The organism is Actinocrinis sp. (assembly GCF_035653575.1).
In the GTDB taxonomy this organism is placed as follows: Bacteria; Actinomycetota; Actinomycetes; order Streptomycetales; family Catenulisporaceae; genus Actinocrinis.
In genome coordinates this window covers 12173-36340 of sequence record NZ_DASRBQ010000021.1, presented here as the reverse complement: position 1 = coordinate 36340, position 24168 = coordinate 12173, and the positions used below count along the sequence as shown (strand labels likewise).

23 protein-coding genes are annotated in these 24168 nt (G+C 69.8%); 11 read left to right on the top strand and 12 right to left on the bottom strand.

The features are described 5' to 3' along the window. Positions 1-19: 19 nt before the first annotated feature. From VFA06_RS03335 to VFA06_RS03305, 7 genes are read right to left on the bottom strand one after another with little or no spacing between them, the layout of a single operon-like run. Positions 20-487: a TadE family protein gene (locus VFA06_RS03335; RefSeq protein ID WP_324838877.1), complete on the bottom strand. Its 468-nt coding sequence runs from the start codon at positions 485-487 to the stop codon at positions 20-22. 7 nt (positions 488-494) lie between these two features. After that, entirely contained in the window at positions 495-764 is a 270-nt protein-coding gene (locus VFA06_RS03330) for a hypothetical protein (RefSeq protein ID WP_324838876.1), read from the bottom strand. Between the two features lie 29 nt (positions 765-793). Further along, positions 794-1693 carry a type II secretion system F family protein gene (locus VFA06_RS03325; protein ID WP_324838875.1) on the bottom strand — a complete coding sequence of 300 codons (900 nt, stop codon included), beginning with the start codon at positions 1691-1693 and terminating at the stop codon, positions 794-796. Then, positions 1693-2640, bottom strand: a complete 948-nt coding sequence (locus VFA06_RS03320; protein WP_349260033.1) for a type II secretion system F family protein — start codon at positions 2638-2640, stop codon at positions 1693-1695. Before VFA06_RS03320 ends, VFA06_RS03325 begins: the two co-directional genes overlap by 1 nt. Before the next feature lie 60 nt (positions 2641-2700). After that, positions 2701-3999, bottom strand: coding sequence for a CpaF family protein (locus tag VFA06_RS03315; RefSeq protein WP_324838873.1), 1299 nt, complete (start codon positions 3997-3999; stop codon positions 2701-2703). Next, the gene (locus tag VFA06_RS03310; protein ID WP_324838872.1) at positions 3999-4895 is read right to left on the bottom strand and encodes a hypothetical protein; all 897 of its coding nucleotides are present in this window, start codon (positions 4893-4895) and stop codon (positions 3999-4001) included. The genes VFA06_RS03315 and VFA06_RS03310 overlap by 1 nt, the downstream gene beginning before the upstream one ends. 12 nt (positions 4896-4907) lie before the next feature. Then, on the bottom strand, positions 4908-5693 hold the full coding sequence (locus VFA06_RS03305) for a hypothetical protein (protein WP_324838871.1): 786 nt from the start codon (positions 5691-5693) through the stop codon (positions 4908-4910). A gap of 336 nt (positions 5694-6029) precedes the next feature. On the opposite strand from VFA06_RS03305, the gene VFA06_RS03300 reads away from it, so the two are divergent. After that, on the top strand, positions 6030-6692 hold the full coding sequence (locus VFA06_RS03300; RefSeq protein ID WP_324838870.1) for a hypothetical protein: 663 nt from the start codon (positions 6030-6032) through the stop codon (positions 6690-6692). Continuing rightward, entirely contained in the window at positions 6680-7738 is a 1059-nt protein-coding gene (locus VFA06_RS03295) for a hypothetical protein (RefSeq protein WP_324838869.1), read from the top strand. Before VFA06_RS03300 ends, VFA06_RS03295 begins: the two co-directional genes overlap by 13 nt. A gap of 21 nt (positions 7739-7759) precedes the next feature. Here VFA06_RS03295 and VFA06_RS03290 read toward each other — a convergent pair whose 3' ends face one another. Together VFA06_RS03290 and leuS are read right to left on the bottom strand one after the other, a co-directional pair. Beyond that, positions 7760-8278 (bottom strand): A24 family peptidase, encoded by a 519-nt coding sequence (locus VFA06_RS03290; RefSeq protein ID WP_324838868.1) that lies wholly within the window; start codon positions 8276-8278, stop codon positions 7760-7762. A 137-nt stretch (positions 8279-8415) separates the two neighbouring features. Beyond that, positions 8416-11301, bottom strand: a complete 2886-nt coding sequence (leuS, locus tag VFA06_RS03285; protein WP_324838867.1) for a leucine--tRNA ligase — start codon at positions 11299-11301, stop codon at positions 8416-8418. A 393-nt stretch (positions 11302-11694) separates the two neighbouring features. Between leuS and VFA06_RS03280 the strand changes: the two genes are divergently transcribed. The 5 genes from VFA06_RS03280 (at position 11695) to VFA06_RS03260 (ending at position 17449) form a co-directional block, all read left to right on the top strand. Further along, positions 11695-12744, top strand: a complete 1050-nt coding sequence (locus VFA06_RS03280) for a hypothetical protein (protein ID WP_324838866.1) — start codon at positions 11695-11697, stop codon at positions 12742-12744. A 194-nt stretch (positions 12745-12938) separates the two neighbouring features. After that, complete coding sequence (locus VFA06_RS03275; protein ID WP_324838865.1) at positions 12939-14003, top strand: hypothetical protein; 1065 nt, start codon at positions 12939-12941, stop codon at positions 14001-14003. Positions 14004-14016: 13 nt separating this feature from the next. Then, entirely contained in the window at positions 14017-14760 is a 744-nt protein-coding gene (locus tag VFA06_RS03270; RefSeq protein ID WP_324838864.1) for a M50 family metallopeptidase, read from the top strand. Between the two features lie 186 nt (positions 14761-14946). Then, entirely contained in the window at positions 14947-16335 is a 1389-nt protein-coding gene (locus VFA06_RS03265) for a DUF6421 family protein (RefSeq protein WP_324838863.1), read from the top strand. Positions 16336-16393: 58 nt separating this feature from the next. After that, on the top strand, positions 16394-17449 hold the full coding sequence (locus VFA06_RS03260; protein ID WP_324838862.1) for a low specificity L-threonine aldolase: 1056 nt from the start codon (positions 16394-16396) through the stop codon (positions 17447-17449). Positions 17450-17488: 39 nt separating this feature from the next. Here VFA06_RS03260 and VFA06_RS03255 read toward each other — a convergent pair whose 3' ends face one another. From VFA06_RS03255 to VFA06_RS03245, 3 genes are read right to left on the bottom strand one after another with little or no spacing between them, the layout of a single operon-like run. Beyond that, positions 17489-19834 (bottom strand): heavy metal translocating P-type ATPase, encoded by a 2346-nt coding sequence (locus tag VFA06_RS03255; RefSeq protein ID WP_414639813.1) that lies wholly within the window; start codon positions 19832-19834, stop codon positions 17489-17491. A gap of 43 nt (positions 19835-19877) precedes the next feature. Further along, positions 19878-20105 (bottom strand): heavy metal-associated domain-containing protein, encoded by a 228-nt coding sequence (locus tag VFA06_RS03250; RefSeq protein ID WP_324838860.1) that lies wholly within the window; start codon positions 20103-20105, stop codon positions 19878-19880. A 20-nt stretch (positions 20106-20125) separates the two neighbouring features. Then, on the bottom strand, positions 20126-20413 hold the full coding sequence (locus tag VFA06_RS03245; RefSeq protein ID WP_324838859.1) for a metal-sensitive transcriptional regulator: 288 nt from the start codon (positions 20411-20413) through the stop codon (positions 20126-20128). Positions 20414-20522: 109 nt separating this feature from the next. Here VFA06_RS03245 and VFA06_RS03240 point away from each other — a divergent pair, with 109 nt between their 5' ends. The 4 genes from VFA06_RS03240 (at position 20523) to pstS (ending at position 24117) form a co-directional block, all read left to right on the top strand. Then, entirely contained in the window at positions 20523-21077 is a 555-nt protein-coding gene (locus tag VFA06_RS03240) for a histidine phosphatase family protein (RefSeq protein ID WP_324838858.1), read from the top strand. A 41-nt stretch (positions 21078-21118) separates the two neighbouring features. Continuing rightward, positions 21119-21955 carry an aminotransferase class IV family protein gene (locus tag VFA06_RS03235; protein WP_324838857.1) on the top strand — a complete coding sequence of 279 codons (837 nt, stop codon included), beginning with the start codon at positions 21119-21121 and terminating at the stop codon, positions 21953-21955. Between the two features lie 109 nt (positions 21956-22064). Continuing rightward, the gene (locus VFA06_RS03230; protein WP_324838856.1) at positions 22065-22673 is read left to right on the top strand and encodes a DUF1707 domain-containing protein; all 609 of its coding nucleotides are present in this window, start codon (positions 22065-22067) and stop codon (positions 22671-22673) included. Between the two features lie 310 nt (positions 22674-22983). Further along, positions 22984-24117: a phosphate ABC transporter substrate-binding protein PstS gene (gene pstS / locus VFA06_RS03225; protein ID WP_324838855.1), complete on the top strand. Its 1134-nt coding sequence runs from the start codon at positions 22984-22986 to the stop codon at positions 24115-24117. Positions 24118-24168 lie beyond the last annotated feature (51 nt).

Sequence of the window (24168 nt, the reverse complement as noted above, 5' to 3'; positions counted from 1 at the left end):
GCGTTCATCGCCGGCCCGCTCAGCGGCCGGTGTCCTGGATGAACTGCTCAACCGGACCGGCGCTGGTCTCGGTGACGTTCATGTCGCCCCACAGGGAGTGGACGGTGGCGGTGACGGTGACCGACACGGTCCACGAGGCCGCGCCGGGCGTCCCCGACTCGCCGGGCGGCGGCACCCGCAGGTTGTCCACCATGCCAGATGCCAACTGGTTGACCCAGTCGTGCGTCTTGCGCACCGCGTCGCCGGACCAGTCCTCGTTCGGATTGGCCCGCTCCTCGCGCGCCACCCGATCGCCCTCCTGCGCCGCGGCGATCGCGACATGCCGGGCGTAGAAGTAGATCGCGAACTGCACGGTGGCGAAGATCAGGAAGAACAGCAGCGGGGTCAGCAGGACGAACTCGATCGCCGAGACGCCGCGTTCGCGGTCGCGGCCGCGCTTTCCCGCGGCGTCTCGGCGCGTTCGGGTTCCCCCGCTGCGCTGCTTCACCTGACGCTCACTTGCCTCCGCCGTTGGTGCCCGAGCCGCAGCCGCCCGCGTTGTTCGCGCCGGCGATGCAGTTGCCCACGTCCGTCGCCTTCGTGGTGAGGGCGGTGGACAGCAGGACGCCGACCGCGACGCAGATGCCGACCACGATCATCGAGATCACCACCCACTCGACCGCCGACGCGCCCCGCTCCCTCTCACCGGAGCGGACCTGCGCGACCCGGCCACGCAGGCTCACCCATGCGTACTGCAGCGCTGGGCCGCCGAACACTGTGCCCATCCCAGTTCCCTCCTTCGGTAGTGCCGCGGTCACTGCAGCTGGAAGATTCGGACCGCGGCCGGATATACGATGAAGATCAGGAATCCGGCGGCCAGCAGGATCTGCGCCACCAGCATCGACTGGGAGCGCGCGCCGGCCTTGCCTTCCATTTCCGCCAGCTCCCGGCGCCGCATCGTCTCGGCGCGGGAGGCCAGCGAGGCGCGCACCTTGGCGCCGTCGTCGGCCACCAGGTTGAGCGCGGCCCCCAGGTCAGTCAGTTCTTTGATGCCGATCTCCGTGCCCAGGTCGCCGAGCGCGCTCCACTGCGGCACGCCGGAGAGCCGGGCGTCGGTGAGGCAGTCGCGCACCCGGCGCAGCGCCCAGCCGTCGCTGACCTCGGCCGCCGTCATCAGCGCCTCGGGCAGTCCGCGGCCGCCGGCCAGGTTCATCGACACCAGGTCCAGGTACGCGGCCACCACCCGGCGGAAGTCGTCGCGCTTGGCGGTGGCGTCGCGGCGCACCTCGAGGTCGGGCAGGACGAAGCAGAGCCCGCCGAAGGCCAGCGCCAGCCAGATCGGGATGATCGGGGTCAGGTGCAGTCCGGCGAACCACAGCAGCGCGAACAGCACCGGGCCGAAGACGAAGCCGAGCGCCGCCAGCCCCAGCTTCGTGACCAGGAACTCCTGCCAGGAGCGTTCCAGCAGGGCGAGGTCGGCGCGGACGGAGCGCTGCTGCCAGCCCTGCCTGGCGTAGAACTGCGCGATGCGGAAGCCGATGCGCCCGCGAATCGACTCGTCGGCGGGCGACGGGGCGCCGAACTGGCCGCGGGCGCGCAAGGCGTCAATCTGCGCGACCTGCGCGGCCGCGCCCGGCCGTGACGGAATGAGGGCTCTGATCACTACGAAGAGGCCCAGCCCGCACAGCGCTCCGACGACGACTTCGGTGAGCATCAGCGACCTCCGCCCGGTCGCGGTCCGGGCGGCGACATCCCCGGCTGGAACGAGAGCCCGGCCGGGTCGGCCACGGTCAGCTGGCCGCCCAGAGGCACTTGGGGCTGCGCCGGCACGGTGTGCCGCAGCAGGAACCGGCTCGGCGACTCGACCTTGGCCAGGCGCCGCAGCCAGATGAAGCCGGCGGCGAACAGCCCGAGCACGATGGCGAGCACCAGCTGGCCGACCGGCGTGCCGAACGGCTCGACGAAGTGCCGGTTGAAGATCGCCATGCCGAGCACGAACACGACGACGACGGTGACGATGATCTGCACCGAGCGGCGGGTTCCGGCGCGCTGCGCGATGACCCGCTGGCGCATGTCCACTTCTTCGCGGGCTGATTTGCCGAGCGCGGTCAGCACCTCGCGCAGTCCGGGACCGCGCAGCTTGGAGTTGAGAATCAGCGCCGCGATCACCAGGTCCGCCGACGGGTCGTTCAGGTCGTCGGCCAGATGCTGCAAGGCCTCGGACAGCGGCATCCGCCCGCGCAGCCGGTCCAGCAGGGCATTGAGATTGTCCCGCAGCACCGGGTCGGCGCCGCGGGCCGAGGACGGGATCGCCTGCTCGAGGCCCACCGCGCCGGCGATGGTGTCACGCAGCGCCTCGGTCCACATCGCCAGCGCCTCGACCCGGCGCATCGCCAGCTTCTCCGCGGCCGCGCCGCCGAACAGCTGGTTCCAGAACAGCACCAACGCGATGGTGCCGAGTCCGAGCACCGGCCACTGGCTCGCCAGTCCGACGACCAGGCCGATGGCCAGCGCGATCACCAGGCGCTGGCCGAGCTTGCGCATCCGGTCGACCTCGGAGGTCGCCTTCGCGTCCCTGGGCTTGCCCGGCCAGCCGATCAGCCCGGCGACGAGGAGCGCGAGCCCGAGCCCGGCCACGACGCCGACCACCAGCGCGAGCATGGTGTCCTGGGTAAGCAGGTCGGACGGGTTCACGGCGCCACACCTCGGTTCGTCACCAGATCACCGCCACAACCCGCTGGGCACGTAGCCGTTCGCGACCAGCTCTTCCAGGCAGGAGATCGGCGAATGCGGCACGGCGCGCCCGTCCAGGCCCGGCGCGAACACTTCCGAGGAGAGCACCCGGCCGTCCACGCCGTTGACCTCGCGCACCGAGGAGACGAAGCGGCGCAGCGTGCCGCCGCGCGCGTAGTCGTTGCGCTTCTCGATGAAGACCACGAAGTCGATGGCGCCCGCGATCAGCATGTGCGAGGCCTCGACCGGGAGCCGCTCCGCGGCCTGCAGCGCATAGGTGGAGATGCGGTTGAAGACTTCCAGCGAGGAGTTGGCGTGGATCGTGGACAGTGAGCCGTCGTTGCCCTGCGACATGGCGTTGAGCATCGTGACGATCTCGTCGCCGAGCACCTCGCCGACGATCACCCTGGAGGGGTTCATGCGCAGCGAGCGGCGCACCAGCTCGGCCATCGAGATCGCGCCGAGGCCCTCCGAGTTCGGCAGCCGCTCCTCGAAGGCGACCGCGTTCGGGTGCAGTTCGGGGAACTGGTCGAGGCCGAGCTCGAGCGCGCGCTCCACGGTGATCAGGCGCTCGTGCGACGGGATCTCGTTGGCCATCGCGCGCAGCAAGGTGGTCTTCCCGGCGTTGGTCGAGCCGGCGATCATCAAGTTCTTGCGGGCGGCGACCGCGGCGGACAGGAACGAGCCGAGCTCGGGCACGAGCGTGCCGTTGCCGATCAGGTCGGAGAGGAACACCTTGCCGAGCCTGGCGCGGCGGATCGAGACCGCGGGCCGGCGGGTGACGTCCATCACCGCGGACAGCCGCGAGCCGTCCGGCAGGCGCAGGTCCAGCTGCGGATTGGCCGAGTCGAACGGACGCGAGGACAGACCGGAGTACGCGCCGAGCACCTGTATCAGCTCGATGAGTTCGTCGTCGGACTCTGCCACCGGTTCGCCCATGACTTCGCGGCCGTCGGCGTAGGAGAGGAACACCCGGTCGCAGCCGTTGATGTCGATGTTCTCGATCTCCGGATCGTCCAGCAGCGGCTGGAGCCGCCCGACGCCGAACAGCGCCGCGTGGATGCCGGAGGCCAGCGCCTCCTCCTCCTCGGCGTTCGGCGGGGTGCGGCCGAGGGTGACCTCGCTGCGCGTGTACTCGTCCAGCACCTGCCCGATCACGGCGCGCGCGTACTGCCGCTCGTCCTCGCCGGTCATCGGCGGCAGGCCGGAGATCTGGTCGAGCCGGCGCTGCTCCGCGATCCGGTCGCCGACCTCCTGGCGCAGCCGCTTGACGAGCCCGTGGTCCATCAGGCGCCCACCGCCTGGCCGAACGCCGGGCCTTGGCTGTGGCCCTGCTGCCCTTGCCCCTGGCTGAGCCCCGGCGCCTGACCGTGCACCGGCGAGGTGACGGCCAGCAGGCCGTATCGCCGCGTCACCGAGAGGGCCACGTCGCGCGCGGAGCGGATGAGCAGCGACTTGTCGACGCGGGCCCGGCCGCGGCCGTTGAGCGCCGCGGCGCCGTCCGGGTCGTCGGCGATCACGCCGAGCACCTCGCCGCCGCCCGCGGTGACCGAGAGCAGCTCGCCGACCTGGCTGGCGGCCCGCCTGGCCTCCTTCGGCGGGGCGATCAGCACCACGCCGATCGGCGGGCGGGCGACCGAGGCGGACGAGCCCTGGTTGCCGTGCAGCCGGTTCGACAAACCGTTGACACGGTCGCGCACGTGTGCCACCTGCTCGGCGTCGGCGCGGGCGATCAGCAGGACGAGCGCGGCGTACGGCATCAGCTCCAGCGTCGGCGAGTCGGGGCCGACGCGGCCGCAGTCCGCGATGACGTCCGCGCCGTGCGGGATCGCGGCGTAGTGGTCGAAGCAGCGGCCGAGCTGCGGCCAGTGCCCGGACACCGCGGCGGACTGTTCGGCGGTGCCGAGTCCGACGATCACCTCGAGCCCGCCGGTGATCCGCTGCACGTGCTGCGGCAGCGCGGAGGCCTCGAAACCGCGGCGCGCGGCGATCGCGATGGAGAGCAGGCCGCGGTTCGGGTCCAGCGGGCCGCCGTGGTCCGCGGCCAGCCGGTAGACCAGATCCCCGCCGTGCGGATCGCACTCGGCCATCAGCGCGCGGCGCGGCCACGAAGCCGCCAGCGCCACCGAGGCGGTGGTGACCCCGGGTGAGCCCTTGTCGCCGGCGACGACGATCAATGCCATGACGACAGCCCGCTACTGGGTGTGCTTGTCGAAGACGAGCACGAGGTTCCCGCCGGAGGCGGCCTGCGTGACGGCGTTCGCGCTCTGCTGGCTCAGCACCAGCGACACGTCGAGCGCTCCGCTGGTGGCCGCCGTGCCCACGTCGTACACCCGCACGCCTGCGACGATCGGTGGTGTGGTGAATCCGTCGGTGAGGTAAGACTGTCCGGTTTTGTCATCGTTCTTGTTCGAGACGTAGTACGCGCTCACCGTGTCCCCCACCTGGATACCGATCGGATACTGGCCGTCTTTGAGCGAGAGTCCGACCACCTCCTGCCCCGGCGACAGCGGCTGCACGGTGGTCAGCATCTGACCGACCAGCAGGGTGCCTGGCAACAGGTCGGTACGCGCGGTGTACCCGTGCAGCACGCCGGCCCGGGCTTGTGCCCAGGTGACGTAACTGATGTTCGAGTCCACCGCGACCATCACCTCGCCGATCGAGTCGGTGGTGATGGCCTGTCCTTGCGGCACCCGCTTGACGATCTCGACGACACCGACTCGATTCCCCGCCCGCTGCTGGAGATAAACCGAGGCCAGCGCGCCGACCAGGACGAGCAGCAGGCCGAGGGCGGCCAGCGCGGGCTTGCGGTTGCGCGGCGCGGAAGGCGGCCGGACGTTCGACGGGGGAGGCCCGCCCGGCACGGACCGGCCGGCGATGGTCGCCGTGGACGGGGATGGGGACGCGGACGGCTTCCACCCCCCGCCGACCGGCGGTGCGCCGTTGTCGTTGTTCATCACGGTGTCGGGCCCCCCGGCCAATCGGTTCGTCAGGGTACGCGGAAGCTTCGAGTCAGGGTTGTTATTGGAGTTTGCGCTGGAAGCCGGGCTCCCGGCCCGGGTCGGAAGCTGATAGTACTCACGCGGTGACGCTGAAGAACAGACCTCGGGGCCAAGATCGGCGAAACTGCGACCTCACGCGTCCGTCCCGCCGGGTTTCCGACGGTTCGGTAGAAAAAGATTCGGTTAAATCCGGCTTCTGCGACTACCGGCAGCCTACTGCGGCCGGTACGATCCGTAGCCGACTTGTCAACATCGCGCCACGGGCCGACGAGCAGTCAGTTCAGCACTCCGGGCCGGCCCTGGGGACGGGATCCCATGCTCCGTCGCAATCACGGCATTTTCGCCCGCTTCGCACCCTTCGCCGCCGGCGCCGTGGCGGCCGTGACCGCCGCGGCGATGCTGTCCGGTTGCGGCGCCTCCGCCTCGCAGCCGCCGGCGGCCCTGCCCGGGGTCGACGCCGCGCAGGACTCGGCGAACGCGGCAGTGAGCGCGACCCCGAGCGTCGCGGGGCAGATTCCGGCGGACTACAAGGTGGACATCGAGATCAATCCGACGGGAAACGCGACGCAGGACGCCCTGGAGGAGCAAACCCGCGCCATGCTCATGGCATACGAGCAGGCGGTTTCCCGCAACGCGCCGAATGACGCGCTCTATCAAAGCCTTACCACGTCGTTCGCGCGCGGGAACCTGTACTCGATGATCAACACCTTCGCTCAGGCCGACGAGCGCCCCACCGGTTCCGTGCGCTTCTACGGGTTCAACGTGAAGTTCACCGGGAAGGTGGCGGACGTGTTCTTCTGCCAGGACGCGTCGAAGGTGGTGCCGGTCAGCTTCAAGACCGGGCAGAAGAAGGGCGCGGCCGCGACCGGCACGGCGGCCTTCTCGTGGTGGGACACCGCGTTCGAGAAGAACTCCGGCGGAGCGTGGGCCATCGTGTACGCGTCGGCTCAGGTGGGGAGGCAGTCGTGCATGTCATGAGGGCGACCAGGTCGCGGCTGGCCAGGTGGGTGGCCTCCGTGGCGCTGCTTGCCGGGCTCGGCCTGTCCGGAGCGGCCGGTTCCGGCGCGCAGGCGGACACGGGCGGTTCCGGAGGATTCTGGATCGCCACGCATGTCGAGTTGAGCGGCGACGTGTACTCGGGCGGTGGCTCGCCGTACGCCCCGAGCGGCTGGGTACCGCCCAAGTGCTGGCTTGAGCTCAATTCGGGCTACGGCGTCGACCCGGCCTACACACCGGACGGCTTCGCGGCCTACATGGCGCAGGTCTACGCGTTCTACCTACACGCGCAGGAAGACGCCATCAGGAACGCGTTCTACGCGATTTACCATGACGGCCAGGGCGTGGATGCGGCCGTCGGACTTAGCAAGCCTCCGTATAACGAGGGCGTGAGCGGCGGCAAGTGGTATGCGATCGCGTGTACTCCCGACGCGGGCTACGGCGACTACGTCGCCCTTCAGTCCAGCCTCGGCGTGGCCAACCAGTACGAGGAATGGTTCTGGCTCGCGGACGGCGCTCCGCCGCCCGGAGTGCCGGTCATGGACCCGAACCTGCTCGCCGAGTACGCCGCTGCCAATACGGAGGTCACCCCTGGCTGGCCGACCTTCAGTCCGGCTCTGAACACGACACAGACGGTTAATCTACCCACACTGATCACCAACGCACCCGGTGCGAACGGCTTCCACACGTACACGGCGACCGCGACCCTGCCGGCCACCGGGCAAAGCAGCACGGTCAACGCGAACCCCGTTTCGGTGACGTTCAGCGCTCAGGAAGGCGGCGTCATGTCACCGCCTTCGGTGACCTGCTACTTCAACGCCGACGGCAGCTTGCAGCCCGGCTGTCAGATCACCTTCCTCAAATCCACCACCACCGGCTACACGCTGGTTGAGAGCAGTATGTGGAACGTGACCTGGACCGGAGATGCCGGGACCGGCGAACCCGGCTGGACGAAGCCGATCGGCCCGGTCAGGCAGACGTCCGGCCCGGTCATCGTGCAGGAGATCCAGACGGTCGTCGGGCATTAACCGCGGATCGACCCGACCGAGTCAACCCCAGAAGTTGAGCAGGATGGCGACCCAGGCGCCGAGCAGGAGATACGGGCCGTACGCGATCTCCATGCGGCGCCAGGGTCGGCGTCGCGCGGAGCGCCACGCGGCGGCGCCGATCGCGACGAGAGCCGCGAGGACCGTGCCGAGCAGGATTCCGGCGAAGACGACCGGGATCGCGAGCCAGCCGAGGTAGAGGCCGATGACGCCGGCGAGCTTCACGTCGCCGTAGCCCATCGGCCCGAACATCGCGATGGCGTAGAAGATCCCGAACAGCACGGCCATCGCCGCCAGCGCCGACACCAGGTGCGTTACCGCCGTACGGTTGTGCAGGAGCGCCGTGATCAGGCCGAAACCCGCGAGGCCGATGCCGTAGAGCGGGAAGACGATGCGATTCGGCAGCAGCTGCGTGCGCGCGTCGATGACTGTAAGCGCGATGCTGCCTGCGGCAAAGAGTGCGTACACGACGATGCTCACCACGAGGGCGGGCGTTGTCAGGCTGAGGCTCGCGTGCGTCACATCGGTGAATCTATCGGCCGCCGTTGGTCACACCAGGCGAACCGCACAACTTGTGGAGACGGGCAGACGCGAAGATGCGGAACGCCCCGGGCTGGATCGGTTTCCAGTCCGGGGCGTCCGTTCGCTCCGTTGCCGCGTTACGCCGGGACGACGTTCACCAGCTTCGGCGCGCGCACGATCACCGTCCGCACGCCGCGGCCGTCCAGCGCGCGCCGCACGCCCTCCGCCGCCAGGGCCAGCTCACGCAGCGCGTCCTCGCTGATGTCCGGCGGGACCTGCAGCTTGTCGCGCAGCTTGCCGGCGACCTGGACCACGCAGGTGACCTCGTCCGCGACCAGGTACTGTAGGTCGGCCACCGGGAACGGCGTGTACGCGACCGTGCCCTCGTGGCCCAGCTTGTCCCACAGCTCCTCGGCCATATGCGGCGCGATCGGCGCGACCATCACGACCAGCGCCTCCGCCACGCTGCGCGGCACCTCGGGCAGCTTGGTCAGGTGGTTGTTCAGCACGATCAGCTTCGCGATGGCCGTGTTGAAGCGCAGGTTGTCCAGGTCCTCGCGTACGCCCGCGATCGCCGTGTGCAGTGCGCGCAGCGTCGGCAGGTCCGGCTCGATGTCGGCGACCCGGACGGCGCCGGTGCCCTCGTCCACGATGTTGCGCCAGACCCGCTGCAGGAAGCGGAACGAGCCCGCGACCGCCTTCGTCTCCCAGGGCCTCGACACTTCCAGCGGACCCATCGACATCTCGTAGACGCGCAGCGTGTCGGCGCCGAAGGTGTCGCAGAACTCGTCGGGGGTGACCGAGTTCTTCAGCGACTTGCCCATCTTGCCGTACTCACGGTTCACCTTCTGGCCGTGGAAGTAGTAGACGCCGTCGACTTCCTCCACTTCCTCAGCCGGTACGTATACGCCGCGCTCGTCCGTGTACGCGTATGCCTGGATGTAGCCCTGGTTGAACAGCTTGCGGAACGGCTCGGCCGACGACACGTGCCCCAGGTCGTACAGCACCTTGTGCCAGAACCGGGAGTACAGCAGGTGCAGCACCGCGTGCTCAGCGCCGCCGACGTACAGGTCCACGCCGCCGACGTCCTCGGCGTCGCGCGGGCCCATCCAATACTTCTCGACCTCGACGCCGACGAACCGGTCCTCGTTGGTCGGGTCCAGGTAGCGCAGCGGGTACCAGCAGGAGCCGGCCCATTGCGGCATGGTGTTGGTCTCCCGGCGGTACCGGCGCACGCCGCGGCCGTCGCCCAGGTCCAGCTCCACCTCGACCCACTCGTTCGCGCGGGCCAGCGGCGGCGCGGGCTCGGAGGTCGCGTCGTCCGGGTCGAAGGCCTGCGGCGCGTAGTCGGCGATCTCCGGCAGCTCCAGCGGCAGCATGCTCTCGGGCAGCGCGATCGCGTGCGTCGGGTCCTCGGCGTCGTACACGATCGGGAACGGCTCGCCCCAGTAGCGCTGCCGGGAGAACAGCCAGTCGCGCAGCCGGTAGGTCACCGTGCCGGTGCCGTAGCCCTTCTCCTCCAGCCAGGCGATGATCCGCTTCTTGGCCTCGACGACCACCAGGCCGTCCAGCGAGACGTCCGCGTTGGCCGAGTTGACCGACTGCGCCTCGTAGGAGTCGAAGGCCTCGGTCCACTCGTCAATGTTCTGCGACAGGCCGTGGCTGGGCGAGACCACGATCCGCATCGGCAGGTCGAAGGCCCGGGCGAACTCGAAGTCGCGCTGGTCGTGCGCGGGGACCGCCATGATCGCGCCGGTGCCGTAGCCCCACAGCACGTAGTCCGCGACGAACACCGGGATGCGCTCGCCGTTGACCGGGTTGATCGCGTAGGCGCCGGTGAAGACGCCGGTCTTCTGCCGGCCCTCGGTCTGCCGCTCGACCTCGGTCTTCGCGGCGGCCTGCGCCTTGTAGGCGGTGACGGCCTCGGTCGGCGTCTCGTATCGCTCGGCGCCGCGCCAGGCTTCCCGCGTCCCGTTCGGCCAGGCGGCCGGCACGATCTGGTCGACCAGCGGGTGCTCGGGGGCCAGGACCATGTAGGTCGCGCCGAACAGCGTGTCGGGCCGGGTGGTGAAGACCTCGATCTCGCCGGCGCCCTCGGCGGCGATCGGGAACCGGACCCGCGCGCCCTCGGAGCGGCCGATCCAGTTGCGCTGCATCAGCTTGATCGGCTCGGGCCAGTCCAGCCGGTCCAGGTCCTCCAGCAGCCGGTCGCCGTAGGCGGTGATGCGCATCATCCACTGGCGCAGGTTGCGCTTGAACACCGGGTAGTTGCCGCGCTCGGAGCGGCCGTCCGCGGTGACCTCCTCGTTGGCCAGCACGGTGCCCAGGCCGGGGCACCAGTTGACCGGCGCCTCGGAGATGTAGGCCAGCCGGTAGCCGTCGATCACGTCGGCGCGCTCGCCGGGCGTCAGCTCGGACCAGGCGCGGCCGTCCGGCGTGGCGCGGGTGCCCGCCTCGAACTGCGCGGTCAGCTCGCTGATCGGCCTGGCCCGGCGGGCGTCGCGGTCATACCAGGAGTTGAAGATCTGCAGGAAGATCCACTGGGTCCAGCGGTAGAACGAGACGTCGGTGGTCGCGACGCCGCGGCGCTTGTCGTGCGCCAGGCCGATCCGGTTGATCTGGGCCCGGTAGCGCTCGATGTTCTTCTCCGTGGTCACCCGCGGATGTGTCCCGGTCTGCACGGCGTACTGCTCGGCGGGCAGCCCGAAGGCGTCGAAGCCCATCGCGTGCAGCACGTTGTAGCCCAGCATCCGCTGATAGCGCCCGAACACGTCGGTGGCGATGAAGCCCAGCGGGTGGCCGACGTGCAGGCCCGAGCCCGATGGGTACGGGAACATGTCCAGGACGAAGTACTTCTTGCCCGGCACGGGGGCGTCCGTGGCCAGCGGCCCGGACGGGTTCGGCGCGTCGAACGTGCCGTGCTGTGCCCAGTACGCCTGCCAGCGCGCCTCGATCTCGCCCGCCATCGCCGCGGTGTACCGGAAGGCGGGCTCGTCCGTGGCCGGCGGCTTGCTCTCGCTCATGAGGTCCCCTCAGGGTGTCTGTCCGTCTACTACCGGTTCGATGGCGCCGGCCGGTGCGGGCCCGCTCTGCCGAGCCGAACGATGCTGGCGCCAGAAATGCGAAAACCCCTCGCGCAGGAGGGGTCGCCACGCTGAGGAGCCCGGGATCGGGGCTCTTTCGCTCTCAGCGCGGCCCGGTAAGGAGCAGGCGTACTGCGTGCACGGGAACAGGGTACCACCGCGACCGGGCAGTCCAGGTGACATGCACATGGTTGGCATGGCCGGCAATGTCCTGCTCGACACTGCGTCGTTATCGGTGTGAGAGCTCGCATGCCTTACGGAAGGTGACCGTGATGCGGTAGCGTCCGGGCGACTAACGGTGTGTCCCCAACACCCATCCCAGGTAGAGGATCAGTGGACGCTCCCCAGTTACCCGGCGCCGAGTCGTCGGCACCCACAGCCGGCGGGCAGCCGCCCGGCCAGGCTTCCGCGTTCCGGCGCGCGCTCGACGCGCAGGTCGAGTCCTCCGATTCGACCATGGCCCTGGTACCGGTCGGACCGCACGACCTGACCCGGCCGATCGATGTCAAGGCCCTGCGGGAGGCGCTGGCCGGGGAGCCGGCGGTCCCGACTACGATCACTGAGACTCCCCCGCCGCTGCCCCCAGTTCCGGGAATGCCGCCCTCGCCGAGCGGGCCAGCCGTAGTCGTGCCGACGGTGTCCGTGCCTGACCTGCGCGGCCCAACCACGATCGCCACGCCGACTCCGAAGTCGGTCGGCGCGCAGAACGCAGGCGCAGGCGGGTACATCGCGCCGGTCCCGCCGCCCGACCCGGAACACGACCACTCGCCGCGGCACAGCGGCGGCAGCGGCAAGCCGTCGCGGCTGCCGGCCGCCATCGGAGTTTCGGTGCTGCTGGCCGCGATCGCCGCGATCGCGCTGGTGGTGATAGCCGCGGGTCACTCCAGCGGGCCGCTGGCGCCCACCGCCATGCCGACCAAGTCGGCCACCGCGAGCGCCGCGCATCCGGTACCGCCGGCTGCGACGTCCCGCCGGCCGAGCCCGAGCCTTTCGCCGAGCCACTCCCCCAGCCACAGCCCGGCCCCGTCGCCCAGCCCTGCCAAGCCTTCGCCGCACCCGAGCACGGTGGCGAGTTTCGAGCCGATCAGGTGGACGACCGACTATCAACCGCTGGTCGCCGACATTCAAGCCCGGCTCGCGAAGCTGCGTTATCTGGCCTTGAGTCGCGACGCGTCGCAGTACGGCCTGACCGAGCGGACGATGGCCGACACTGGCAACCGGTGGTGGAGCCCGACCGACGACGTCGGCTTTTACCAGAACGCCACCACGTCGGCTATTCGCGCGTTCAAATACGACTATCTGCAACACGATCAAGGTCAGCCCACGCCCGACGGCGCCTGCGACACGGCGACTTATCAGGCCCTGGTCAACGCGACGAGCTGACCAGCGCTTTCGTTGAGCGCGCCGTCGGGATCCCGTGGCGACGCAAACCGCTGAGCCGCGCCCGGAAATGATCTCCGAAAAGATCACTGGTGCGGTTCCGTTCAGAACATGAAATCTTTACGAAAACCGTACCGTCCGAGCCCTTCATGTCCCACCATGGACGCACATCAGGCAGAAGGGGGAGGAGTTCACTCGTGAGCCGCGTCGGGGGGCAGCTTGCGACCGGACTACGGCGCGCACCTGACCGCTTGCACGTCTTCCACATCGACTCCAGCGGCGTTCTGCGCTGCGCCGTCCAGGACGGCGCGACGTGGGCGAGTGTCACACTGCCTCAAGCCGACGGCCTACCTTTCGGCACCGACCTGCACCCTCCCGGCGCACTGATGACCGGTTACCAGGCGCGGGGCGCACAGCTCGACGTGTTCGCCGTCGACCGCGACGGAATGCTGCGTATCTATCTCACGCCTGGGGGACGCGCGTGGGAAGCAGACGTCGTGCCGGAAGCTGTGGGCATACCACCCGGCGCGTGTATCGCCACCGGCTATCAGGGCGGCGGCTCGGTGCTCGACGTGTTCGTGGTCGGACGTTCCGGCGAACCGCTCATCTTTCAGGGGACTGACGACGGACGCTGGTACCCGCGCCGAGTTCCGCTGGAGACACCGCTGCCGCACGGGGCGAATCTGGCGACCGGATATCAGAACAGCGGCATGAAGCTGACCCTGTTCGCGATCGACCGCGACGGCCGGTTGCAGGCGGTTTCGGAGACGGCGGACGGCGCGTGGGACGTCGAGTCGCCGCAGCTGCAACTGGCGCAGGACTTCGACCTGCCGCCGGGTGCGCCGCTGGCCACCGGCTATCCGGGGGGCGGAGGCGAGTTGACCCTGTTCACCGTGGACGTGCAGGGTCGCCTTTGTGCGTTTCGGCGAGAACGGTTCGGCTGGGACGCGCAGGTACTTCCGGGCGGCGGGTTGCACGCGCCGTCTGCGCTCGCGACCGGATATCAGAATGGCGGGCGCCAGTTGCTCGTTTTCGTCGTCGATGAAAACGGCCGGCTTCGTCAATACGCGCAGGAGCCGGACGGTATGTGGTCGGTCGGCGTAGTACCGAACGGTGTCGGTCTCCCGCCGGGTGCGGCGATCGCGACCGGCTACCGCGCGGGGGCGAACGAGCTCGATGTATTCGTGCTCGACGAGTTCTCCGCGCCGCCGATTTATTACACGGCTCAGGATGGTGGCTGGACCGGACCGTACCGGATCTAGCATCCTTGCCGACATGGCCGTGTCGAATCTCAGCGAGCTCTGGCACGAGATCACCGCCGCGCAACCCGCCGCGCCGCGCTGGCTGGTGCTCACCGCGGCGTCGTTGGCGCTGGCGACCGTCGCTTACCGACCGGTCTGGCGGGTGGCCCGAAACGCGGTGACGATCGCGCACGAGGGCGGCCACGCAGTCGCCGCGCTGCTCACCGGCCGCAAACTGAGCGGAATTCGGTTACACGCGGACACTTCGGGCGTCACCGTCTCGTACGGGAAGCCATACGGCTTCGGCATGGTGCTCACGGCGCTGTCCGGCTACATCGCCCCCTCGCTCTTCGGTCTCGGCGGTGCGGCACTGCTCGGCCGCGGGCATATCACAGCGTTGCTGTGGGTGTGCGTCGGGCTGCTCGCCCTCATGCTGCTGATGCTGCGCAACTTCTTCGGCCTGCTCGCGGTCGTGGTCACCGGGGCGCTGGCCTTCATCGTGTCCTGGTACGCCGATCCGAAGGTGCAGGCCGGGTTCGCGTACCTCGCGGTCTGGTTCCTGCTGCTCGGCGGGGTGCGCCCGGTCTTCGAGCTGCAGTGGCAGCGCCGCGGCGGCCGCGCCCCGGACTCGGACGCGGACCAGCTGGGCAAGCTCACCAAGCTTCCGGCCGGACTCTGGGTGTTCTTGTTCGTCGTGGTCGCGCTGGGCTCGGTGGTGCTCGGCGGGCACTGGCTGATTCCGACGGCCTTCCACACGGCGACCGCCTCCGCGCACTGACCCGCCGCTTACCCTCGCTCCGCTCCTCCGCGCTCCCGCCCCGCTCCCTCGCCACTGCCCGGTCGCGCTGCCGCGGCCGGGCAGTTCTGCCTGCCCACCTCAGGTCTTGCACTCATTCATGCCATCGGCGACAATTCTTGCAATATGAAAGCTTGATCAGCGTAAATTCTTCTGACGGAGCGGGCTATGACGGAGATAGGTGTGATCCTCGACCATCCGGCCGGACGGCCTGCCGAGTCGGGGGCGCAGCGGCATCCCGCCTGGCACCGGCTCGTCGCCGCGGTGGAGGAGATCCGGCCGCTGCAGGCGAAGGACGGCTCGATCGATCCCGAGGCGCACGACCTGGCGGACGCCCGGGCCGCGGTGGGCGCGCTGCTGGAGGCGCTTGACGCGCTCGCGCCGTTGTTCCCGCACGACGCCGAGTACCACGCCGCCTTGCGTGCCGACTTCGCGCGATGGGCGGACGGCGGGTTCGGCGTGCCGGACTTCCTCGACTCGCTGCTCGCCTTCCGGCCCGAGCAGCAGCGGATCGACGGGCTGGAACACCTCGTCGTGTTCCCGATGTACACCCAGAACGGCAATCCGGACCGCAACATCGAGGCCGTGCTGCTACGCGTGGTCTGGCCGGATTGGCTGGCCGAGCTGGAGCGCAGCCGCTACGACAACCCGATGTTCGTGCCGGTCGCGTTCACCGCGTTCACCGCCGGCTACGACACCAACTCGGCCGTGCTCTTCCCCGAGACCGTCGCCGTGCGCGAGGTGCCGGTGTACACCTGGGGCGCGATCTTCTGCGACCGCGAGTCCGCCCGCTTCCGGGCGGTGACCAAGGCCGCCGCCGAGACCGTGCGGCTCGAGCTGCCCGCCGAGGCCGCCGAGCTGATCGGCTCGCAGCAGCGCGCCCAGGACGCCTTCGTGCTGTGGGACATGATCCACGACCGCACCCACAGCCACGGCGACCTGCCCTTCGACCCCTTCATGATCAAGCAGCGGATGCCGTACTGGCTGTACTCGCTCGAAGAGCTGCGCTGCGACCTGAACACTTTCCGCGAGGCAGTGCGGCTGGAGGCCGAGGGCCTTGAGCAGGGCCGCGCCGTGCAGCACGCCATCCTGTTCGACCGGCTCTTCCGCTTCCCGATCACCGGCAACCGGATCCGCAACTACGACGGGCTCGGCGGGCAGCTGCTCTTCGCCTACCTGCATAAGAACGACGTACTGCGCTGGACCGACAACCGGCTGACCATCGACTGGCAGCGCGTCGCCCCGGCGGTGATCGCGCTGTGCGAGCGAGTCGAGAAGCTGTACCGCGACGGCATCGACCGGCCGAAGACCGCGCACTGGATCGCCGCTTACGAGCTGGTCGCCGAGTACGTCACGCCGAACCCGGCCTCGACCTGGGCGCGCGGTCTGAGCCAGCCGTGGGCCGAGGTGCTGCCGCTGGACGGCCCGCCGAAGGAGCTGGTCAACCAGGTGCTGCCGGACGAGTTCCCGCTCAGCATGTTCTACGAGGCGCTGGAGAAGAAGCTGCGCGACGTGGTGGCCTCAACGAAGGGGATCACCGGAGGGCACGCGGCGTAGACCGCTTAGGCTCAGTGAGAACAAGCAGCGGCACGGCGATGGACAGCGAGCGGATCTGATGACGGTACAGCGACGACACGACCCGGACTCCCGCGGTTTCGCCAGCGACAACTACGCCGGCGTGCACCCGGAGATCCTCGACGCGCTCGCCGTTGCCAACGGCGGCCACCAGGTCAGCTACGGCGAGGACGCCTACACCGAGCATCTGCAGGAGGTGTTCCGGCGGCACTTCGGCGAGCAGGCCGCCGCGTACCCGGTGTTCAACGGCACCGGCGCCAACGTCGTCGGGCTCCAGGCGATGACCGAGCGCTGGGAGTCGGTGATCTGCGCGGAGACCGCACACATCAACGTGGACGAGTGCGGCGCGCCGGAGAAGGTCGCCGGTCTCAAGCTGCTGACACTGCCCACGCCGGATGGCAAGCTGACGCCGGACCTGATCGCGCGGCACGCCTGGGGCTGGGGCGATGAGCACCGGGCGCAGCCCCGGATCGTCTCGATCGCGCAGACGACGGAGCTGGGCACCTGCTACACGCCCGAGGAGATCGCGGCGATCTGCGAACAGGCGCACGGGCACGGCATGAAGGTGCACGTCGACGGCGCGCGCCTGGCCAACGCCGCGGCGACGCTGAACCTGCCGCTGCGCGCGTTCACCACGGACGTCGGCGTCGACGTGCTCTCCTTCGGCGGCACGAAGAACGGCATGCTGCTCGGCGAGGCGGTCGTCGTGCTGAACCCGGACGCGGTGCGCGGCATGCAGTTCCTGCGCAAGGCGGCGATGCAACTGGCCTCCAAGATGCGCTTCGTGTCGGTGCAGTTCGAGGCGCTGCTCGGCGGCGACCTGTGGTTGCGCAACGCGAGCCACGCGAACGCGATGGCGCGCCGGCTGGCCGACGAGGTGTGTGACCTGCCGGGCCTGCGGATCACGCAGCAGGTGCAGGCGAACGCGGTGTTCGCGATCCTGCCGCGGGATGTGACCGAGCGGCTGCAGAAGCGGTTCCGGTTCTACACCTGGAACGAGCGCACCGGCGAGGTGCGCTGGATGGCGTCGTTCGATACGACCGAGGCGGACATCGACGCGTTCGGCGCCGCTGTGGCCGAGGAGTTGTCCAGCTGAGCGGGACAACCGCCCCGGGCAAGATCGCGCTGCCGGCCCTCAACCGAACCGGCGCAGCCGCAGGCTGTTGGAGACCACGAAGACGGAAGAGCCCGCCATCGCCGCGCCCGCGATCAGCGGTCCGAGCAGTCCGGCGGCGGCCAGCGGCAGCGCGGCGACGTTGTAGGCGAAGGCCCAGAACAGGTTGCCCTTGATGGTGGCCAGGGTTCGGCGGGAGAGCCGGATCGCGTCGGGCAGGCTGCGCGGATCACCGCCTACCAGCGTCAGGTCCGCGGCCTCGATCGCCGCGTCAGCCCCGGTGCCCATCGCCAGGCCGAGGTCTGCCTGCGCGAGCGCGGCCGCGTCGTTGACCCCGTCACCGACCATGGCGACCGTGCGGCCCTGCGCTTGCAGCCGCTTCACGTGCTCTGCCTTCTCCGCGGGCAGCACCTCGGCGATCACGTCGCCCTCGTCGATGCCGACCTGCTCGGCGATGCGGCGCGCAGCCCGCGCGTTGTCGCCGGTGAGCAGGATCGGAGTCAGGCCGAGGGCGCGCAGCCGAGCCACCGCTTCGGCAGATCCGGGCTTGACCACGTCGCCGACGACAAGGACCGCACGCGCCGCGCCGTCCCAGGCCACTGCGACGGCGGTCGCTCCTTCCGCCTCCGCGACGACCCGCGCTTCGTCCAAGTCCGCCGGAAGTTCGACGCCGCGCTCAGCCAGCAGCCGCGGGCGTCCGACCAGCACGTCATGACCGTCGACGAGCCCTTCGACGCCGAGGCCGTCCGTGTTCGAGAACTGATCGACGCGCGGCAGCGTGCCGAGGCGGTGCGTCGCGGCCTTGGCGACGGCACGCGCAATCGGGTGCTCTGAGGCGGATTCGACGGCTCCGGCGAACCGGAGGACCTGCGTCTCGTCGGGCCCGTCGGCCCCTTCCTCAGGGGCTGACGCGGTGACCGTCCGCAGCAGCGTCATCTCGCCGGTGGTCACCGTCCCGGTCTTGTCGAGCACGATCGTGTCGACGCGCCGGGTGGATTCCAGCACCTCGGGGCCTTTGATCAGGATGCCGAGTTGCGCGCCGCGCCCGGTGCCGACGAGCAGCGCGGTCGGCGTCGCGAGGCCGAGAGCGCAAGGGCAGGCGATGATCAGCACGGCGACGGCAGAGGTGAAGGCCCGCGCGGCGCCCTCGCCCGCGAGCAGCCAGCCGGCCAGGGTCGCCAGCGAAAGCACGATCACGATCGGCACGAAGACCGCTGAGACGCGGTCGGCGAGCCGCTGCACCGCGGCCTTCCCGGTCTGCGCCTCCACCACCAGCCGGGCGATCTGGGCCAGCTGCGTCTCGGCGCCGATCCGCGTGGCGCGCACCACGATCCGCCCGCCCGCGTTGACGGTCGCGCCGGTCACCGCGTCGCCGGGGCCGACCTCGACCGGCACGGACTCGCCGGTCAGCAGGCTGGCGTCGATCGCGCAGCGCCCCTCGACGACCACGCCGTCGGTGGCGACCTTCTCCCCCGGCCGCACCACGAACTGGTCGCCGCGCGCCAGCTGCCCGATCGGGATGCGAGTCTCCCGGCCGTCCCGCAGAACGGAGACGTCCTTCGCGCCGAGGTGCAGCAGAGCTCTGAGCGCGGCCCCGGACCGGCGCTTGGCCCTCGCCTCGAAGTAGCGGCCGGCCAGGATGAACACGATCACCGCCGAGGCCACTTCGAGGTAGATCGCGTCCGTTCCCGAGCCGCTCGCGATCAGCTCGAACGGCATCCGCATGCCGGGTCGCCCGGCGTCGCCGAAGAAGAGTGCGTACAGCGACCAGGTGAAGGCGGCGAGCGTGCCGAGGGAGATCAGCGTGTCCATCGTCGCCGCGCCGTGGCGCAGGTTCGTGAACGCGGCGCGGTGGAACGGCCAGCCGCCCCACACCACGACCGGGGCAGCGAGCGTCAGCGAGAGCCACTGCCAGTTGCGGAACTGCAGCGCCGGGATCATCGCCATGAGCAGGACCGGCAGCGCGAGAGCCGCGGACGTCGTCAGGCGCCGCAGCAGAGCGGCGGCGGCTTCGGAAGCCGAGTCCGCTGAGTCCGCGGACTCCGTCGATTCGTCGGCATCCGTGGCCACATCAGTGGCCTGTCCCGGCGCTGCCGTCGAGCTCTCATTCGCGGCGTCGGGAGCCGTGCGCGGGGCGGGCACGGTCGCCCGGTACCCGGCGGCTTCGACGACCGCGACGAGGTCCCGCGGGCTCAGTGCCCGCGGATACTCGACGCTCGCTTGTTCGGTGGCGTAATTCACCGTCGCCGTGACGCCGTCGAGCCGGTTGAGCTTGCGCTCGATCCGCGTCGCGCAGGACGCGCAGGTCATGCCGGTGATGTCCAGCTGCACCCGCGCGTTGGCGGTCTCGGTAGTCATTGCTTCCATCGCCACTCGGTCGTTCACCGCTGCGCCAGCCGCCCTCGGCCCGTCAGGAGACCAGCTGGTAACCGGCCTCGTCCACGGCCGCTTGGACCTCGGCGACCGGCAGCGGCCGCTCGCTGGTGACGGTGACCCGGCCCGAGGCCAGGTCCACGTCGACCGCGGAGACGCCGTCGAGCGCGCCCACCTCCTCGGTCACCGATGCGACGCAGTGCCCGCAGGTCATGCCGCTGACGGTGTAGTCGGTGACGATCCTCTTGTCCGGGTTGGTGCTCATCGCTTTGCTCCACTCCTCTTTCACGAACGAACCAGCCGGGCGATGGCGTCGGCTGCCTCTTTCACCTTCGCGTCGGCGGTGTCCCCGCCCTCGGCCACGGCAGCCGCGACACAGTGCCCGAGATGCTCCTCGAGCAGGCCGATCGCCACCGACTGCAAAGCCTTGGTGGCCGCGGAGACCTGGGTGAGGATGTCAATGCAGTAGCTGTCCTCGTCGACCATGCGCTGCAAGCCGCGGATCTGGCCCTCTATCCGGCGCAGCCGCTTCAAGTAATCCTGCTTGTGCGCGGTGTACCCGTGTCCCTCCATGAGTCCAGCATACCCCTATGGGGTATGGTTGCATACCCCTCCCCCGTATTAGCCACCCTAGGCGCGCCCCTGGAATGCCGGGCTTGACTCGCTCTGCGAAGCTGTACGGGTGACCGCACCCGTCACCACCAGGTATCTGATCGTCTTGCGACACGCGAAGGCCGCCTGGCCGGATGTCGAGGACCGGCAACGGCCGCTCGCCGAGCGCGGGCGGCGCGACGCCCCCGCCGCGGGCCGATGGCTGCGCGGAACCGGGCAGCGGCTCGACGGCTTCGCGATCGACCGGGTCGTGTGCTCCCCCGCCCGGCGCACCCGCGAGACCTGGGAGCTGGTCGCCAAGGAACTGGACGACCCGCCGGCGCCGGTCTTCGACGGCAGGGTGTACGCCGCGACGACGTCGACTCTGTACACCGTGCTGCGCGAGACTCCGGCGCGCGTCCGCGGGCTGGTGCTCGTCGGCCACAACCCCGGCATGCAGCACCTCGCGGTGACCCTCGCCGACGAGGACTCCGGCGCGCCACTGAGCCGCGCCCGCGAGAAGTACCCGACCTCGGGCATCGCACTGTTCAGCCTGCGCGGCGAGTGGGCGGACCTGGTACCGGGCGCCGCGCTGCTTACCGAGTTCGCGATCCCGCGCGGAGACGACACGGACCACGGCGACTGACGAGCGCCTCCGCCTCGTGGTGACAGCGTTAGGGTGACCGCGTGAGCGAGTCCTCGACGCAGACCACCACCCCGACCGCCGATACCCCGCGCCTCGAACTCAACGGCCGCGCGGTCAGGGACATGGAGCTTTACCCCGCGCTCAGCGGCTACGGGCATTTCACTGCGATGCAGGTGCGCGGTGGCAGAGTGCGCGGTCTGGACTTCCACCTGGCGCGCCTGGACGCGGCGACCAAGGAGCTGTTCGGCGTCGGATTGAGCGGCGAACGGGTTCTCCACCACCTGCGACACGCGCTCGCGGACGGCATCCAGGACGCTTCGGTACGGATCAACGTGTTCAGTACCGATGGCTCCGCCGAGCCCGCACCGGGCGTCGAGCCAGACATCAGCGTCCTGGTGACGGTGCGACCGCCGTACGAGATGCCGGCTGGGCCGCTGAGCCTGTGTTCCGTGCCGTATCAGCGGCCTTTCGCGCACATCAAGCACGTCGGCGGCTTTGCGCAGGGTCATTACATCAAGCTGGTCGAGCGCCGCGGTTTCGACGAGCCCTTGCTCGTCGGCGAGGGTGGCTTAGTCGCCGAGGGCGCGATCACGAATGTCGGGTTCATCGAGGACGACGCGGTCATCTGGCCGCAGGCGCCGATGCTCCTGGGCATCGGCATGCTGGTCTTGCAGCGGGAACTCGCGGCGGCGGGCGTGCCGCAACGGCACCGTCGCGTGCTGCTGGACGATCTGGCCTCCTTCGACGGCGCTTTCGTGACGAACTCCCGAGGCGTCGCGACCGTTCGCCGCATCGACGAACTCGACATTCCGCTCCAGGCTCCGCTGCTGGCCCGCGTGCTCGACCTCTACGCGCAAGCGCCATGGGACGCCATCTGACGGCTCGCATCCGATAGCGAAGCGACGCGTCCCTCCCGCGCTTCCGCGAGACCCCTCGGCAAGTTACGCTATATCGCGAGTTGCCGAAGGCGTGCGGAGGGAGTCTGCGGTGTCCGAGGAAGTCGATCTACGGGTTTCCGACCGGGAGCGCGAGGAGATGGTCACGCGGCTCCAAGTCGCCTTCGCCGAGGGGCGCCTCGACGACGAGGAGTTCGACACGCGGGTGCGCAGCGCGCTGGCCGCCAAGACGCGCAGCCAGCTTGATGCGGTCGCCGCCGACTTGCCTGCCGAGTCGGTACGCGCGTCCGCACTCGTCCCGGCCGGTTCCCTCACCCCGTCCACCTCGCTCTCCCCGGCCGGCACGCACAAGCCCGGGAAGCTCTCGCTCGCGTACAAGACATCGCTTCGGCGGGGCGGCCGGTGGCGGGTGCCGGCCAAGTTCACGGCCGTCTCGTACAAGGGCGGCGGCACCGTCATCGACCTGCGCGCCGCCGAGCTGACCAGCGCCGTGACCACGATCCGGGCCGTCGCTTACAAGTGCCGGGTGCAAGTCCTCGTCCCGCCCGGCATGCGCGTAGAGTTCTCCGGCATCGGCGTGACCAACGCCGAAGACGCCGCGTCCGACGCCTGGCCTGCCGACGGGCCAGCCGTCCACGTGCGCGGCATCGCCTACAAGGGTCTGGTCGAGATCCGCACGATGCCGGCGGGCGCGCACTGATCGGCGCTCCGGTCCGGTGCGGTGACGGAATTCCAGTGAACAGCGTGTCCGTTTGGTGAACGGCCCGTCGGCCGCTGCGCTACAATGCGAACTTCTCGCAGGTCAGAGCGCAGGAAGCCGGACCAAACCGCGCGCTTCGGGCGTCCGCCCAAAAGTCCCGCACTGTATACCTGGCGTTCACCTTGCCCGGTTCATCGATTCACCTCACGTCCCTACGTTCGCAGACGTCAGCACGAAACAGGCTCATGACGGCCGGAGAGCCGCCCCCTCGGGGAGACGGATCCGGCTTTCGAACGGAAGGGACTTCCCCGTGAAGCTCCAGCGGTACGTCGCCGTCGCGGGCGCCGGCCTCATCGCCACCGCCACGCTCGCCGCGTGCGGTTCCAACAACAACGGCCCGGCGGCGAGCAGCTCCTCCTCGGGTGGCGGCGCGAGCAGCTCGGCCTCCGCCTCCGGCGGCATCTCCTGCGCGAGCGGCACCCTGACCCTGGCCGGGTCGAGCGCCCAGAAGAACGCGATCGACAAGTTCACCAAGGACTACCAGGCCGCCTGCTCGGGCGCGACGATCAACTACAACCCGAGCGGCTCCGGCGCCGGCGTCACCTCCTTCGAGCAGAAGCAGGTCGACTTCGCCGGTTCCGACTTCCCGCTGTCCGGCACCGACGTGGCCAAGGCCGACGCGCGCTGCACCGGCGGCAAGGCCGTGGACCTGCCGATGGTCCCCGGCGCCATCGCGGTCATGTACAACGTCTCAGGCGTGACCGCCCCGCTGAACCTGTCGGCGCAGACCCTGGCGAAGATCTTCAACGGCAAGATCACCACCTGGAACGACCCGGCGATCGCCAAGGACAACTCCGGCGTGACGCTGCCCAGCACGAAGATCACCACCTTCCACCGCTCGGACAAGTCCGGCACCTCGTACAACTTCTCGAACTACCTGAACGGCACCGACCCGGCCGACTTCCCGGCGAAGGCCAACAAGCAGTGGCCGGGCACCGGCGGCCAGGGTGAGAACGGCTCCTCCGGCGTCGCCCAGGCCGTGAAGACCACCTCCGGCGGCATCGGCTACGCCGAGCTCTCCTACGCCAGCGCGAACAACCTGCAGACCGCCAAGGTCGGCAACGCGCAGGGCCAGTTCGTCGAGGCGACCACCGCCAACGCGTCCGCGTTCATCGGCAAGGCCAAGGTGAACCAGACCGGCAACGACATCCAGCTGGCGTTCGACTACACCTACTCGGACCCGAACGCCTACCCGGCCGTCCTGGTCACCTACGAGATCGCCTGCGACAAGGGCAACGACCCGGCGCAGCTGCCGCTGATCAAGGGCTTCCTGAGCTACATGGCCAGCGCCACGGCGCAGGCCGAGCTGCCGACGGCCGGCTACGTCAACCTGCCGAGCAACATCCAGAGCCTGGTCGCGACCGCGGTCGGCAACCTGGGCTAGTCGCCCATCGCGCAACCGGTGTCCGGCTCGTCTGGACCCCGCCGAAGGATC

What these genes read in the sequence shown, in the direction of transcription:
- VFA06_RS03330 (WP_324838876.1), bottom strand. Translation starts at nt 764, where the DNA reads ATGGGCACAGTGTTCGGCGGCCCAGCGCTGCAGTACGCATGGGTGAGC.
- VFA06_RS03325 (WP_324838875.1), bottom strand. Translation starts at nt 1,693, where the DNA reads ATGCTCACCGAAGTCGTCGTCGGAGCGCTGTGCGGGCTGGGCCTCTTC.
- VFA06_RS03320 (WP_349260033.1), bottom strand. Translation starts at nt 2,640, where the DNA reads ATGCTCGCGCTGGTGGTCGGCGTCGTGGCCGGGCTCGGGCTCGCGCTC.
- VFA06_RS03315 (WP_324838873.1), bottom strand. Translation starts at nt 3,999, where the DNA reads ATGGACCACGGGCTCGTCAAGCGGCTGCGCCAGGAGGTCGGCGACCGG.
- VFA06_RS03310 (WP_324838872.1), bottom strand. Translation starts at nt 4,895, where the DNA reads ATGGCATTGATCGTCGTCGCCGGCGACAAGGGCTCACCCGGGGTCACC.
- VFA06_RS03300 (WP_324838870.1), top strand. Translation starts at nt 6,030, where the DNA reads ATGCTCCGTCGCAATCACGGCATTTTCGCCCGCTTCGCACCCTTCGCC.
- leuS (WP_324838867.1), bottom strand. Translation starts at nt 11,301, where the DNA reads ATGAGCGAGAGCAAGCCGCCGGCCACGGACGAGCCCGCCTTCCGGTAC.
- VFA06_RS03270 (WP_324838864.1), top strand. Translation starts at nt 14,017, where the DNA reads ATGGCCGTGTCGAATCTCAGCGAGCTCTGGCACGAGATCACCGCCGCG.
- VFA06_RS03265 (WP_324838863.1), top strand. Translation starts at nt 14,947, where the DNA reads ATGACGGAGATAGGTGTGATCCTCGACCATCCGGCCGGACGGCCTGCC.
- VFA06_RS03260 (WP_324838862.1), top strand. Translation starts at nt 16,394, where the DNA reads ATGACGGTACAGCGACGACACGACCCGGACTCCCGCGGTTTCGCCAGC.
- VFA06_RS03255 (WP_414639813.1), bottom strand. Translation starts at nt 19,834, where the DNA reads ATGGAAGCAATGACTACCGAGACCGCCAACGCGCGGGTGCAGCTGGAC.
- VFA06_RS03250 (WP_324838860.1), bottom strand. Translation starts at nt 20,105, where the DNA reads ATGAGCACCAACCCGGACAAGAGGATCGTCACCGACTACACCGTCAGC.
- VFA06_RS03245 (WP_324838859.1), bottom strand. Translation starts at nt 20,413, where the DNA reads ATGGAGGGACACGGGTACACCGCGCACAAGCAGGATTACTTGAAGCGG.